Source organism: Sphingopyxis sp. GW821-FHT12C06, assembly GCF_058807415.1.
On the sequence record NZ_JBXAQR010000001.1, the window covers coordinates 1 to 13917 of the forward strand.

At 61.1% G+C, this 13917-nt stretch carries 9 protein-coding genes; 5 read left to right on the forward strand and 4 right to left on the reverse strand.

What is annotated here, in order from left to right; genetic code table 11:
- Positions 1 to 122: 122 nt before the first annotated feature.
- From AC1RRJ_RS00005 to AC1RRJ_RS00020, 4 genes are all read right to left on the reverse strand, one after another.
- Positions 123 to 1079: a threonine ammonia-lyase gene (locus tag AC1RRJ_RS00005; protein ID WP_493119631.1), complete on the reverse strand. Its 957-nt coding sequence runs from the start codon at positions 1077 to 1079 to the stop codon at positions 123 to 125.
- Positions 1073 to 2056, reverse strand: a complete 984-nt coding sequence (locus AC1RRJ_RS00010) for an ornithine cyclodeaminase family protein (protein ID WP_493119632.1) — start codon at positions 2054 to 2056, stop codon at positions 1073 to 1075. The genes AC1RRJ_RS00005 and AC1RRJ_RS00010 overlap by 7 nt, the downstream gene beginning before the upstream one ends.
- Before the next feature lie 8 nt (positions 2057 to 2064).
- A complete protein-coding gene (locus AC1RRJ_RS00015) occupies positions 2065 to 4341 on the reverse strand; it encodes a penicillin acylase family protein (RefSeq protein ID WP_493119633.1) in 2277 nt (758 codons plus the stop codon).
- Positions 4342 to 4423: 82 nt separating this feature from the next.
- Positions 4424 to 6448, reverse strand: coding sequence for a TonB-dependent siderophore receptor (locus AC1RRJ_RS00020; protein ID WP_493119634.1), 2025 nt, complete (start codon positions 6446 to 6448; stop codon positions 4424 to 4426).
- 631 nt (positions 6449 to 7079) lie between these two features.
- Between AC1RRJ_RS00020 and AC1RRJ_RS00025 the strand changes: the two genes are divergently transcribed.
- The 5 genes from AC1RRJ_RS00025 to AC1RRJ_RS00045 all read left to right on the forward strand — a co-directional run bounded on the left by AC1RRJ_RS00025 (position 7080) and on the right by AC1RRJ_RS00045 (position 13885).
- Positions 7080 to 8567, forward strand: a complete 1488-nt coding sequence (locus AC1RRJ_RS00025; protein WP_493119635.1) for a peptide MFS transporter — start codon at positions 7080 to 7082, stop codon at positions 8565 to 8567.
- 148 nt (positions 8568 to 8715) lie between these two features.
- Positions 8716 to 9480 (forward strand): helix-turn-helix domain-containing protein, encoded by a 765-nt coding sequence (locus AC1RRJ_RS00030; RefSeq protein ID WP_493119636.1) that lies wholly within the window; start codon positions 8716 to 8718, stop codon positions 9478 to 9480.
- Positions 9481 to 9612: 132 nt separating this feature from the next.
- The gene (locus AC1RRJ_RS00035; protein WP_493119637.1) at positions 9613 to 10779 is read left to right on the forward strand and encodes a M24 family metallopeptidase; all 1167 of its coding nucleotides are present in this window, start codon (positions 9613 to 9615) and stop codon (positions 10777 to 10779) included.
- A 95-nt stretch (positions 10780 to 10874) separates the two neighbouring features.
- The gene (locus AC1RRJ_RS00040; RefSeq protein WP_493119638.1) at positions 10875 to 13250 is read left to right on the forward strand and encodes a M14 family zinc carboxypeptidase; all 2376 of its coding nucleotides are present in this window, start codon (positions 10875 to 10877) and stop codon (positions 13248 to 13250) included.
- Positions 13250 to 13885, forward strand: coding sequence for an Lrp/AsnC family transcriptional regulator (locus AC1RRJ_RS00045; RefSeq protein WP_493119639.1), 636 nt, complete (start codon positions 13250 to 13252; stop codon positions 13883 to 13885). The genes AC1RRJ_RS00040 and AC1RRJ_RS00045 overlap by 1 nt, the downstream gene beginning before the upstream one ends.
- The last annotated feature ends 32 nt before the right edge of the window (positions 13886 to 13917 follow it).

Consider the following 13917-nt stretch of genomic DNA (forward strand, 5'->3'; position numbering starts at 1 on the left):
GCGGGACATCGGATGCGGCAAGGGCAAGCGCCGCAAGCAGCATCAGAAACTCACCATGAAGCCAAGGCGAATGCGGTTGAGGGGGCGGCGCTGCGGCATGCCTCTGTGCGTAGCCAGCATCATCACAGCCAGGCCTTGAGAAGGCTGAGGTCCAGATTGCCTCCCGAGACCACGCAGACGATCTGGTCGCCAAGCGCATCCTTCTTTTCATGGGTCAGCAGCCCCGCCAGCGCGGCGGCGCCGGCGGGCTCGGCCATCAGCTTGCAGCGCTCCATCAGAAACCGCATGGCGGACAGAATCTGGTCATCGGGGATCGCACGCACGGTTTCGAAACGGCGGCGGACCAGCTCGAAACATCGGGCGCCTGCACCGGGGGCCGCCAGCCCGTCCGCGACCGTCGCAACCTTGTCGAGTTTCACGGCATGGCCTTGTTCAAGGCTGATCGACATGGCCGCGGCGCCATGCGGCTCGATACCGTGAAGTCGCGTGTTCCTGGACATGTCCTCGACGGCCCTGACAAGGCCACCGGCCATGCCGCCGCCGCCGATCCCGACAAAAATGTCGGTGACGCCGGGCAGATCCTCCAGAATTTCCATGCCCAGCGATGCATGGCCTGCCATCAGTATTTCATCGTCATAGGAGGAAATGAAGGTCAGATTGCGCTCCATGGCGATCCTGTTGCAATAGGCCGCCGCTTCGGGCGGGGTACCGTGCAGCAAAACCTCGGCGCCATAGCCGCGCGTGGCCGCGACCTTCGTCGCATTGGCCGCCGCCGCCATGACCACATGGCTTTTGATTCCAAGCCTGCCGGCTGACCAGGCGAGACCCTGAGCGGCATTTCCTGCCGAAAAGGTAATCACGCCCTTGGCACGCTGATCGGCCGTCAGATTATGGATGGCCCACGCCATGCCGCGAGGCTTGTAGGATCCGGTTTTCTGGAACAGTTCGAGCTTCAGAAAGACGTCGCGGTCGAGCAGGCGAGAAAGATTTTCCGAACGGATCAGCTGCGTATGGTGCAGATGCGGTGTCAGAAAGGCGCGTGCCGATCGAATGTCCAGGGCGTCGATGCGATCTACCATGCTGCTGTTTCTCCCAGCTGTTTTTGCGCGGCCTGCTCGACCACAAAATTGGCGCAGGCGAGGTCCTGCGCGGGGATACCGACCGATTTATAGACGGTGATTTCGTCGGCCGAGGTTCGGCCCGCTATCTGGCCGTCGAGCGCGGAACCGATTTCACCGGCGACGTCGTCCAGCGTCATCAAGCCGAGTGAAATCGCACGGTTCAAATCTCCCGCCAGCGCTTTCGCAGCGGGCAGGGCATCGACGAAAAGCCGCGAACGGCTGAGTAGTTCGGGGGCCACTTCGACTGCATCGGTCGAGCTGGAGCCTACGATATTCACATGCGCGCCCGGCGATAGCCAGTCGGGGAACAGCACCGGTTCGCGCGCAGCCGTCACCGTGCAGACGATATGTGCTCCGGCCACAATTGCGCGAACATCATCGCCAACCTCGATGCTGATCGGCCAGCGTTGCCGCAGCTTCGTGGCAAAGGCTTGGGCTTTTGTCTCTGAGCGACCCCAGAGGCGGAGCTTCCGAATTGGGCAGACCTGCATGATCGCCTCAACATGCCTTTCGGCTTGAACACCATAGCCGATCATCGCAAGCTCGCTTGAATCCGGCTGTGCCAGAAGCCGCGTCGCCACTGCGCTGGCTGCGGCGGTGCGCGCGGCGGTGATCTCCGCTCCATCCACCAACGCCACCGGAACACCATGCGTCTTGTCAAACAGGATAATCACCGACTGGTGAGAGGCGAGGCCCTTTTTGTGATTTTCGGGATAAACGGCGGTGACCTTCGCGCCGAACAACGGGAGGTCGGGAAGCAGGCCGGGCATCAACCCCAGCACGGCATGTTCTGCGGTCGGCAGGTCAATCATCCAGCGCGTCGGTTGTACCGTTCCCGGACGGGAGGTAGCGATCATCGCGCTTTCGACAAGTTCGATGCAGGTCGAGACGTTGAGCAGCTCGCGCACGACCGGCCCGGACAGAAGTTTCAGCATGGTTTCGGTTACCTGGCAGGCGGGATAGGTTGCAGCGTGAAGTCTGCGTCGGCTTCGATGTCGGCGCGCTTGAAGGGAAGGGCGTAACGGCCTTTCGAGGCGTAGAGATCGAGCTGGTCGTAATAATAGGGCGATCCGGGCTCGCTCGACTGGCCATAGACCAGCAGGCCTTCTGCGACCGGGCCATCATCGTCGAACCCGATCGCGGCGATATAGCTCGCCCCGTCGAAGGGTTCGTAGCCGGCGCCTTTTACCGGGCGAGTAAGGTTGAGGTTCAGAACGCCGTCATACCAGTCGCCGCCGGTCACCGGCTTCAGGATGTCATTGACGGCCAGGCGCTGACCCTCGCGGATCGACACGTCGGCACGAAGCCCCAGATCGGCGAGCGCGGCGACCGCCTGACGCAAGGCGCCAAGCAGCGCTTTGCGCGTTCCTGCATTCTGGATATTCAGGCTGCGCGGGGTGTTCAGCGGGTCTTCCGCGTCGAAGGGGACCACAAAAACGTCGGGAATCTCGCGCGCCCTGCTCCAGAATTCGCGGAACAACAGCGCTCCGCGACTGTCGAGATCATTGTGCAAATCCCAGCCGGCGATCGCATGGCATGCCGATTGCAGATCGGCCGGGCTATCCGACATCGCGCAAAGAGCGATGACATCCTTCGCCAGCAACATGCCCGAATAGTTGCGATTGGAGTAGATCAGGTCGAGCCCGCTCGATGGCGTAAATCTTTGCCCCGCGTCGATCGCCCTGTCGATGGTGAGCAGAGCCTCGCGCGTACGGAAGCGCTGCGCCACCGCAGTTGGCCCCAGGATCGGGGCGAGCGAGGGGCGCTCGGCGCGGGCGTTGATCAGCCAATAGCTGTCGTTGCTGTTGGATACATAGTCGCCGCGCAACGTAGCACGCATCGCGCTGGCCGGGAGCAAGCCGGACCATCGACATGATTGGGTATCGCCCTTGAGAATATGGATCTTGGGTGCGAGTGCGGCAGCGCCTGCCGACGGCAAACACCGTGCGGTCATGGCGGCATCGACATTGGGAACGCGGCCGATATCGGCATAGAGCGCGTTGCCGGTTCGATCCGCCGCGATGGTGTTGACCCAGGGGATACCCATATGGCCAGTCAGTGCCGTACGGATATCCTCGACCGATTTGCCTTTCGCCATGCCGAGCCAGGTTTCGACGAGATCGCTATTGTAACGGTTGGCGTCGGCCAACGCATAGGCGCGATGGGCAGACCAGCCGATCCCGTATTTTGCCGCCGCCACGATCGGGCCGGAACGGGACCAGTAAGCGGTGTGGACATAATTGGTCACGGCGCCGTCTTTGCCGCGGATAGGTACAGAAATCAGGCGTTTTTCAAGCGCGTGAACCTTGCCGTCAACAATGTAGGCACGCGAGTTTCTCGGATCAAGCGACAGTTCCGACAGGGTGAAGCGTGCGGCAGTCGATACGGTGTGGGTCCAGGCGATGTCGCGATTGAACCCGATTGCGACGACCGGAAGCGGCGGCAACATCACGCCCATGACATCCAGTTCGCCCGGAATCGTCATATGCAATTGATAGAAGCGGTTGATGCCATTCCATGGGAAATGGGGATTGGCGACCACCACAGCCTTTTGATTGGCAGTGGCATCGCGTCCGAAAGCGATGCCGTTGCTGCCAAGGCCGAATGGAGGCAGCTGTTCTTGCGCCGCGATGGGCGTTGCCGTCGGCCCCTGGCCGGCTTCGGCAAAGCCGTCAGCCAGAGACGCCCCGCTGGCGAGCAGTGCGCTGGCGTCGATCATCCGGTACATGTCGCGCATGGTCATAGGACGGACCCACGCCGCGCCCTTGCATGACGGCCCTGCGCCATCGGGGCCCGAAACCCGAAGATGATGATTATAGCCGGCGACGAAGCCACGCAGCAGTTGCTGTGAGCGCGGTGTCGCCCGGCGATTGGCTTTCGCGAGACCAACATCGTCCATATAGGTGCGATGAAAGATGTCGCTCGTCAGATTGGTGAAACTGTCGACCCCGACCAGGGCCTTGCCCTCGGCTCCCAAGTACCGTGACCGTTCGCCATTGACCGTCATGACCTGTTCGGCAAGCGTACAGCCATTGTCGGAGGCATAGGAATAGCCGATGCCAAACCCGAGCTTCTGATAGGATGGTGCGGTGACATGGGCGACGCCGTGGGACGTGCGCGCTATTTCGACGCCGGAATAGGGGGCTTCCGCTGCGTGCAACGGAATGCTGACAGCGAGAAGTCCAAAAAGTAGCGGCGCGCGGTGTTTCATCGTTTGCATTTCCGTTTGTTTCCTCGCCCGCCCGTCCGCTTGCCCGTTCGGGGAAGGATTGGCTTGTCCTTCCCCGGCGATATGCAGGTCTTTACAGGGCAAAGCTCAAGGTTGCGCGGTAGGTGCGCGGCGTTGCCGGCCAGACTTCGAACAGGCTGTAACCCGTCGCGTAAATGGCCTCGTCGAACAGATTGTCGACGTTGACGCGAAGCGAGACATTCTCCTGGATCTGGTAGGCGACGCTGGCATCTACCCGCCAGTAACCGGGCAGGGTAAAGCTTTCGTCGATGTCGCCGAAGCGCTTGCCGACGCGGTTTACGGTGCCGCCAAAGCTCAAGCCCGCGAGGGCGCCGTCCTGAAATTCATAATTGCTGTTGAGAACAAGATTATGCTTCGCGACGCCGCGAAGGCGAAAGCCTGTCCGGTCGATTTCTCCGGGCGCTTCGGTATCCCGCGTGGTTTTCGCGTCGGTATAGCCATAGCCGGCATAGACCGACCAGCCGGGTGCGATTTTGCCGTCCAGTGACAGCTCCAGGCCCTTCGCGACCTGCTCGCCAATCGTCAGGAAGAAGGCCGGATTATCGCGATCGGAAACCGCGACGTTGCCGCGGGTCAGGTGGAATAGCGCCGCGGTGGCGTTCAGGCCGCCAAGTCGCGCCTTGATCCCGGCTTCATATTGGGTTCCCGTTTCCGGGGCCAGCGGGCGGCCGTCGACATTGTTGCGCATCACCGGTACGAAGGAGGTCGAACGGCTCGCAAACAGGGCGACATCGCGCATCGGATTGAAAAGAATACCGATCTGGCTCGTCCAGGAATCGGTCTTGGTCTTCGTTACCTCGGCGGGGCCTCCGTCCGAGAAGCGCTGGCGCTGGTTGACGGTGGAGTAGCGCAGGCCGGCAACGAGATGGAGATTCTCCGTCACGCTCATTCGTTCCTGCACGAAGATGCCGACGCGATCGACGTCGAAGCCGGTCTGGTTGGTATAAAGAGGCACCTCGACCGGCGGCGGTGTGTCGAGGCGGTAGACCGGATTATAGAGATTGAGCGAGGAAACGAGGCCGACGCTGTCGATGTTGAACGACTTGTCGATGCCATATTCCGCGCCGATGGCGAACTGGTGGCTGATCGAACCGGTGTTGAAGTCGAAGCTGAAATCTCCGTGGAAGTCCCAGGTTTCTGCACTCCCTTCATTGTCGAGTAGCGCCCGTGTCAGCACAGAATCTTCGGCATCATTTTCCCAGCCAAGGACACCGAAAATTTCCTGCGCGTCGGTGATGCGCTTGTTCCAGGTTGCGGCCAGCCGTACCGAGACCGCGCTGCTCAGCTTGCGTTCCAGCTTGGCGCTGATCTCGCTTGTCCGGCGCATCGTGCCGTCGAAGCTGGGATCGGCAATATGCAAACTCCGCGGCAGGGGGCCGTTCGGATTGGGAAGCACGGTGCCTTCCGCCGGAACGCCGTTGAAAAAGGCGTCCCATTTGTCGCGCGAATACATCGCCTCGATCAGGATTTTCGTATCGTCGTTGGGGCTGAACAACAGCGAAGGCGCGATGAACCGGTGGTCCTTCTTCCAGAAATCGATGAACGACCCGGCGTCCTCATAGGCACCGATGATACGTGCAGCGACGGTTCCCTGCGATGTCAGCGGAACCGACAGGTCGACCGTTCCACGATAGAAATCATAGCGCCCGACCTCGCCGGTTGCGCGGAGTGCGAATTCGCGCAGCGGTTCCTTGGTGACCACATTGACCACCGCGCCCGGCTGGAGTTGTCCATAGAGAACCGATGCGGGGCCCTTGAGAACCTCGACCCGTTCGATGCTGACGGCATCGCGCGCGTGATTCATACGATCGACGCGAATGCCATTGAGCGTGCGGTCCGCCTCGAAACCGCGCATCAGATAGCGATCACCGAAGGCATCGAGTTCCGATCCGTTCGTCGTCGCACCCGGTACGAAGCGCAGGACGTCGCCGAGACGTGTGGCGGCAGTCTGTTCGAGCAGTTGCGGCCCGAGGACGTTGACGGTCTGCGGGATGTCTAGCGTGGTTTCTTTGCCGCTGTTGCCGAAAACGACGATCTCGGTGGTGTCTTCAATGGCGTCAGTCTGGCTTTGCGCCATGGCCGGCATGGCCGGCAAAAGGGCCAGCGCCGTCGTGCTCCACGCAAGGGAACGGACGTACGGCACCAAATTGCCCTGGAATGAAAATGTCATGCAAACCCCCTAATATGCCGATTCGATGGAACCGGCGACGATCGTGCGCCTTGGTCCGGCCTCCATTCAACTTCGTGACTTTCCGTGAATTGACGCTGTTGTTGCGCGTAAGGAGCGTCAATTTTGCCTGTCTCCGTCTGTGCCGGATCGATTGCCGTCCTGTGGGAAGGAGCGGCCCCATTGGCAAGGCCGCGCTGGTTGGCAGGCGATCCCGCTGTCGAAAAATGCTTCCGATCCTGCGTGCGGTGGGCAGGATCAAGCAGCACAAGCGAAAGTCTTTTCGCTCCTTGCAGCAATTCCCCGGTTCGATTTGCGCTGCGCTCTTGCCTGCGCCGCCCCGGTCCTTCACCCAAAGTCCTCTCAGCTTCGTCCTGCGGCTCGCGGCTTCGAAGGGGAGCAATCATAAAGGCCAAGCTCGTGTGGGATCGGCCGACAGCCTGAATACGGGCGACATTATGGGGAGTGCTGCCACTTGACGTCTTTCGCCGATCATCGCGAATCCTGTGACTTCGCCGGGAGAGCGGCAAACGAATCGTGGATGGGTCATCCCCGCGGCGTCTGGCTGGTATCCTTCACCGAGCTTTGGGAACGGTTCAGCTTTTACGGCATCAGCAGCATTTTCGTCCTGTTTCTAAGCGGTGCGAGCCTCAACGGCGGCTGGGGATGGAGCGAGGAAAGCGCCTTGCTGTTCAACGGCTGGTATATGGGCGCGTTGATGATGGCCCCCCTGCTGGGTGGCTGGCTGACGATCAGGCATGTGTCCGAACGCCGTTGTATCGCCTGGGGTGCGATCTTCGTCATGGTCGGGCACCTGCTGTTCTTTCTTTCGCATACGGCGCCGCATTGGACGGCGCTGCTCTCGGGTACCCAGGTCGATCATCTCTTTGTCGCGCCGAATCTCGAACTCGGTCGGCTTTCGGTGGACGCTGCCACCGAAGCGTCCAGGGGACATGGCGCGACCGGTGGCGGTGCGGGCGATGATCCAGCGAGCACCGCGCGCGCTTTTGCGTTGGCTTATTGGACGAATGCGGGCCTGTTCTATGCGGCCATCGCGTTTCTGTTCTTCGGGACGGCCTTGATCAAGCCGGCCGTGTCTTCGATCATTTCGGGCTTTTATCGCGAGGGCGATCCTCGCCGGAGTGAGGGTTTCCAGCTCCTTTTCTTCGGCCTTTATCTGGGCTGTACGCTTGGCATCACGATACCTGGCTTCCTCGGCGAGCGCTTCGGCTGGCATATGGGATTCAGCGTCGCAGGCATAGGCATGGCGCTTGGCCTCTTGGCTTACCTCTGGTTTCAGAAAGGCTGGCTGGGTGATGTTGGAAGTGTCCCATTGGGTTCGGTCGGCGTGGCGCCGGTGGAGGACAAGGAGGTCCGGCGCGACCGGCTTCGTGCCTATCTTGTCCATGGTGCCTTTACGATCGTCTATATGGCGATCTTCTATCAGGTGATCGGCCTGCTCAGCCTCTACATTCGCGATCATGTCGATCGCAACCTGCTGGGTTTCGAAATCCCGACCACCTGGATCCAGAATGTCAGCGTCATATTGTTTCTCGTCTGGACACCGTGCATCGGCCTTGTGACGCGTGCGCTCGCCCGAAACGCCCGGTATTTCGGCACGACGATGAAAAGCGCGTCCGCGCTTGTCGCGTTGGGGGCCGGGTTTGCGGTGCTGGCGTTCGCGACCACCGACGTACGACCGTCGTTGCTGTGGTTCGTCTTCGCTTACGCGCTATTCGGTCTTGGTGATGCGCTTTTGGGCCCAGCGCAGGTCGCGCTGGCGACGCGGCTGGCACCGCCCGGTCGCCGCGCGCTCTATGCCAGCGGATGGTTTGTGTTTGTCGGCCTAGGTGCGCTGATTTCCGGTTATATCGGGGCTTATAGCGGCGCCTATTTCGAGGTCAGCGCTTTGCTCTGGGTTCTCGCAGCCGCCGCGCTGGCTGCGGCAGGGATCTACGCCACGCTTTCGGGAAAGCTGACCTTTTGGAGCCGGGGGGCGGACATGCTACCCGATCCGGATCCTCGGTGACCAAGCTCCCTTGCGGCTTGCCCTGTTCCGCATAAGGGGGCGATGTCAGTTGAGGAAACACGGGCGATTTTTCGGTGATCGCACGGAACGGAGAGATGATATGTCGCCGGTGACTAAGAAAGCAGACAATGAAGCTTTCGCGGAAAATTTGCGTTTATTGTGCAGCTACAAACGGTCGGTATCCGAGGTTTGCCGCAAGCTTGAAATCAACCGCCAGCAATTCGCCCGCTATCTGTCGGGCGAGACATCTCCGTCCAGCGGGAATATCCGGAAAATCTGCGACTATTTCGGGGTCGAGATTTACGAGATAAACCTGCCTCCGACGCAGTTCAGGGACCTGATTGTCCTGAAGCCCGAGCAGAAGCGCAGCGTCGCTGACGGCGATGCGACCGAATGGGACCGACTGGTCGCCAATGGCTCCGGACCCGCGGCCTATCGATATATCGGCTGCTATTATCGTTATCTGCGGTCGATCGAATATCCCGGTTTCATCATCAAGGCCTGCGTTAAAGTCTATGAGAATGACGGGCGGATATCGCTGAAATCCATCGAGCGGATGAAGGCGCCCGGCGATCGCCGCACGGCGCCCTACGACGTATTCAAATATAGCGGTCTGCTCATGCATCTGTCGGACCGCATCTTCATCATCGAATCCGATACGATCCTCAACAGCGCGATCACCGAGACGATCCTCTATCCCAGCCACAAAAATCCGATGACCTATTTGTTCGGCAAGGCTTTGGGTGTGTCCAGCGGACTGTCGCGTGAGCCCTATCTCACCCCGATCGTCTATGAATATCTTGGACTTCAAGTGTCGCTGCGGCCCTTTGTCGCGAATTGCGGGCTGCTTCCCGAAGACAGCGAAGCGATCGATCCGCGCATTCGGCAATATCTGATGCGCGACCTCGCGTGAGGCGAAAGCCTCACCTATGCTCTCTATTGCGCTAAGTCGCGCAAACTTGGCCAAGCCCACGAAATTGCCTGCCCGCCCCGCCCGTCTATCATTAGCCCGATTTCAGTATTTTCGGGGACGGAGCGGAGTTTCATGGCAACATTCCAGGCGACAGAATATTCACGTCGCATAGGCGCAATCAAAAATGCCATGGCGGACGCCCGGCTCGATCTCATGGTCGTCACCAGCCCGCCCAATATGAACTACAGCGTCGGCTATGACGCCTGGTCCTTCTATGTGCCGCAGGCCATCCTGCTTCCCCTGTCCGGCGAACCCCTGTGGGTGGGCAGGGCGATCGATCTTGAATGCGCACGGCATACAACCGTTCTGCCGGATGAGGCGCTGTTCGGCTATGACGACAGCTATCTGGCCGAGGGGCGGCATGGCGCGGACTTCATCGCGGGGATCATTCGTTCTGCCTTTCCGGCTGCCCGGCAGATTGGTGTCGAAATCGACTCGCCTTTTTTCACCGCGAAGTTCCACGCGCGCCTCGCGGCCGCGTTGCCCGACCGGGCGCTGGTCGATGCGGATACGCTGATCAACTGGGTTCGCCTCGTCAAATCGGCAGCCGAAATTGAGGTCATTCGTGAGGCCGGCGAGATCACCGACATTGCCATGCGGCGGGCTATCAGCCTGATCGAACCCGGCGTGCGGCAATCCGAAGTCGCGGGTGCGATATATGAGGCGCTGATCAACGGCCATCCGGATTTCTGCGGCGATGTCCCCGATTTCCAGACGCTTCCGATGGGAACGCGTACCTCGGCACCCCATCTGACCTGGACCGATGAACGTTTCGAGCAGGGGAGTGCTTGTACGCTGGAACTCGGCGCCAACCGCTTTCGCTATCATGCTCCGCTCGCGCGCACCGTCCATGTCGGGCGTCCGCCTGCTGGACTGGTGCAATTGTCAAAGGTTGTCGAGGAAGGGCTCGCTTGCGCACTCGATGCGATCCGGCCCGGCGCGCTCGCCTGCGATGTGGCGGAGGCGTGGAACAGCGTTATCCGCCGCGCCGGGATCGAGAAGCCGTCGCGCATCGGATATTCGGTTGGGCTGGGATATCCGCCCGACTGGGGCGAGCGTACGATCAGCCTCATCTCCACCGACACGACACCGTTGCAGCCGAACATGGTCCTGCATCTGATGCTGGGCCTTTGGGAGGAGAAAGGCGGTTATGAACTGAGCGAGACCGTGGTGGTGACGGCACAGGGCGCGGACTGCCTGTCCAAACTCGATCGCAGCCTGAGCGTGAAGGCGGCGTAATGGCGCGCTCTGCCGATGCGAGGACTACGGATTCCGGTCGGAAAACTGGCGATCAGGGGGCTGTAAGGCGTGGGCTGCCGATCCGGCACCACGAGGTGGCGGCGCGGCTTGACGAACTGGTCCGGCGCAGCGGTAGCCATATCCGGATCCTGCCCTATGGTGCCTCGGCCGAAGGACGCACGCTGTGGCGGGCGATCGTCTCCAGCCCTCGCAATCTGGCGTGTCTCGATGCGGATGCCGGGCCGGGTGACGCGCCGGTCGCGAATGTCTGGATGGGATATGGCATCCATGGCAGCGAGCTGTCGCCGAGCGACACCGCGCTGCGCATCATCGAATGGCTCGGTACAACCGATACCCCTGCGATGGACGCTATCCGCGATGCTCTGGTCGTTCATGTCGACATCATGCCCAATCCCGACGGGCGCGAACGCAGTCTTTCGCACCTCGAAAGCTGGTTGGGGGCGGTCCCAAACCCTGATGTCCAATCCTGTCACAACAATGTTCCCTGGCCGAAAGGGCGCGGAAATCATTATCTGTTCGACCTGAATCGCGACGCGCTCTTTTGCGTGCAACGCGAATCCCGTCTGCGTGTCGAAGCGATCCGGGCCGCATCGGTCCATCTTTTCCTCGACGCCCATGAGATGGCGGTCGACGACAGTTTTCTGTTCGCCTGCCCCGCCGAGCCCTTCAATCCCGCGCTACCGGCGACTGTCCACGACAGCTGGCGTGATCTGCGCCCCCTCATTGGCGCGGCGCTCGATAATGCGGGGATCGCGCATTACACCGGTGCGTGGAATGAAGTCTTTTTTCCGGGTTTTTTCGATATCTGGCCGGCCTATTCGGGCGCGGTTCCTATCCTGCTGGAGCAGGCGACGACCTTCGGAAACCGGGTGCAACTCCCGAATGGCAAGTCGCGGGATTTTTCCGAAGCCGTCGATGCGCAATTCGAAGCCTCGCGTGCCATGATCGAGGCGGCGGCCTGCGATCCCGGGAAATTTGTGTCACGCTGGAACGCGGCGCGCAGCGAGCGAGTTCCGGTACGCTATTGGGTGGTCGACGAAACCGGCCCGAAGCGCGACCGGATCGCCGAATTGCTGACGGTGCAGGGTATCGCCTTCCAATATCTTCGGGATGACGTGGAGGCCGATGATCTTCACGGCCATTGGGAGGTCGGCCCGGTGTCGCTGTCGCTGCGGGCCGGGGCGTTGCTTATTTCCACGGATCAGCCGCTGGGCCGGTTGGTCGCCAATCTGTTCGATTTCCATATGCCCATGGATGAGCATTTTCTGCGGCAGGAGCGCGCGCGTCTCGATGGAAAACGCAAGACGCAGCTTTATGACTGCACCGCCTGGGCCTTGTCTTACGCCTATGATGCGCGCCTGTTCTGGAGCCAGTTGCCGGTGGCTGGCGACTGGCGCGCTGACCCTGCGCCGCCGGAATCTCCGGCGACCGAGCCCGGGCGATTTGGCTATCGCTACGACGACCCGCTGCTGGAGATTTCGCCGGGGCTGATGCAGCAGGGCCTTCGGCTCAGGGTCGATCCCGAACGCGGCGGCACTGCATTGCTGATTCGCCGCGAGGATCAGGATGCGACTGGACTGGCTGCCTATGCGGCGATTGCAAAGCGACGCGACATGCAGCCGCTCGATCGCGCTCTGGCCGATGACGGACCCGACCAGGGGGGGGACGCATTCCACCTCCTGCGCCGGCCTTCGGTCGGCATCTTGGCCGGTCCGGGCTTTGACGCACCCGCTGTCGGGGCATTGTGGCATTTATTCGACGAGCGCCTGGGTGTGCCGGCGAGCCTGCTCGATATCGGTGGCCTCGCCGAACAGGATCTGCGCCGTTATGATGTGCTGATTGCAGCGCACGGCGATGCGGACCTTACCCGGCTCGACCTTAGCTGGGTCGAGAATGGCGGCACGCTGATCGCTCTGGCGGGCGCGGCGCGCAGTCTTGCCCGATCGGGGCGGTTCGCCGTCACTTTGGACGATGACGCAGTGAATGATGTTCGCGGCGGTCACGCCTTAGCGATTGGCGAGGCGGCGCGAGCCTTTTTACCGCGCGATTATCCTGTGTGGTCGGGGGAGGCGCGGGCGACGCAGGCGAACCGCTATCTGCCTCGCGGATGCTATGTCCGGGCCGATGTTCAAACCGGCCACTGGCTTACGACGGGGATGGCTGCGCGCGTACCGATCCTGTTTCGCGAGGACGGCGTGCTGCGTCTTTCCGGGAATGCCGAGATACTCATGCGGTTCGCGGCCCCCGACGCCTTGCCGCTATCGGGCATGATATGGCCCGAGGCGGTCGGGATGATCGCCTCGACGCCATGTCTGGTGCGCGAACGCCGGGGACGTGGCCAAATCATCAGCTTTGCGTGGGACCCGGTGTTTCGCGGCTATTCGCTTGGAACCCAGCGGCTTTTGCTCAACGCTGTGTTCGCCGGCCCAGCTTTCGTCGATCGCTGGTGATGCGAAGCGGCCTGCCAGCCGAGACGCGCCGACGGTCGATGCATGGCGAGGATGAACGCCCGACGGCCTGTGGGAAGATATCGCCGATGATCATGGATTCTTCGGCTTGCAGGACGCCCGCGAACCGGGCGGCTCGGCCGGGGGCGGTCGTCCCGCTCGATGCCATCGACCTTAACATCCTGCGGCAGCTCGAACAGGATGGCCGCATCAGCAAAAGTGATCTTGCCGATCGCGTCAATCTTTCGAAGAGCGCGTGCCTCGAACGGATGCGCCTGCTCGAGCGAAATAAGCTGATCCTCAGCTACCATGCCCGGATCGATGTCCGGAAAATTGCGCGCCACGAAACATTCATGACCGAAGTGACGCTGCGCAGTCACAGGCTCTATGACTTCGAGCGCTTCGAAAGGCGTATTTCCAAAACGGAATTTGTTTCCGAATGCTATGCTCTTGGCGGCGGTATCGACTATATACTGAAAATCGTGGCGCCGGATGTCGGGAGATATCAGGATTCCATTGAAATCCTTCTGGCTGACGACATCGGTATAGAATCCTATTTCACTTATATTGTGACGAAGATCGTCAAGTCGATCAGCAGCACGCCCATCCACGCGATTATGGATCAGGGTGCCGCATGACGCGCGTTCTCGGCTTTGCCGCAGGTGGCCGG

Coding starts and splice junctions, on each gene's coding strand:
- AC1RRJ_RS00005 (WP_493119631.1), bottom strand. CDS start 1,079: ATGGTAGATCGCATCGACGCCCTGGACATTCGATCGGCACGCGCCTTT.
- AC1RRJ_RS00010 (WP_493119632.1), bottom strand. CDS start 2,056: ATGCTGAAACTTCTGTCCGGGCCGGTCGTGCGCGAGCTGCTCAACGTC.
- AC1RRJ_RS00015 (WP_493119633.1), bottom strand. CDS start 4,341: ATGCAAACGATGAAACACCGCGCGCCGCTACTTTTTGGACTTCTCGCT.
- AC1RRJ_RS00020 (WP_493119634.1), bottom strand. CDS start 6,448: ATGGCGCAAAGCCAGACTGACGCCATTGAAGACACCACCGAGATCGTC.
- AC1RRJ_RS00025 (WP_493119635.1), top strand. CDS start 7,080: ATGGGTCATCCCCGCGGCGTCTGGCTGGTATCCTTCACCGAGCTTTGG.
- AC1RRJ_RS00035 (WP_493119637.1), top strand. CDS start 9,613: ATGGCAACATTCCAGGCGACAGAATATTCACGTCGCATAGGCGCAATC.
- AC1RRJ_RS00045 (WP_493119639.1), top strand. CDS start 13,250: ATGCGAAGCGGCCTGCCAGCCGAGACGCGCCGACGGTCGATGCATGGC.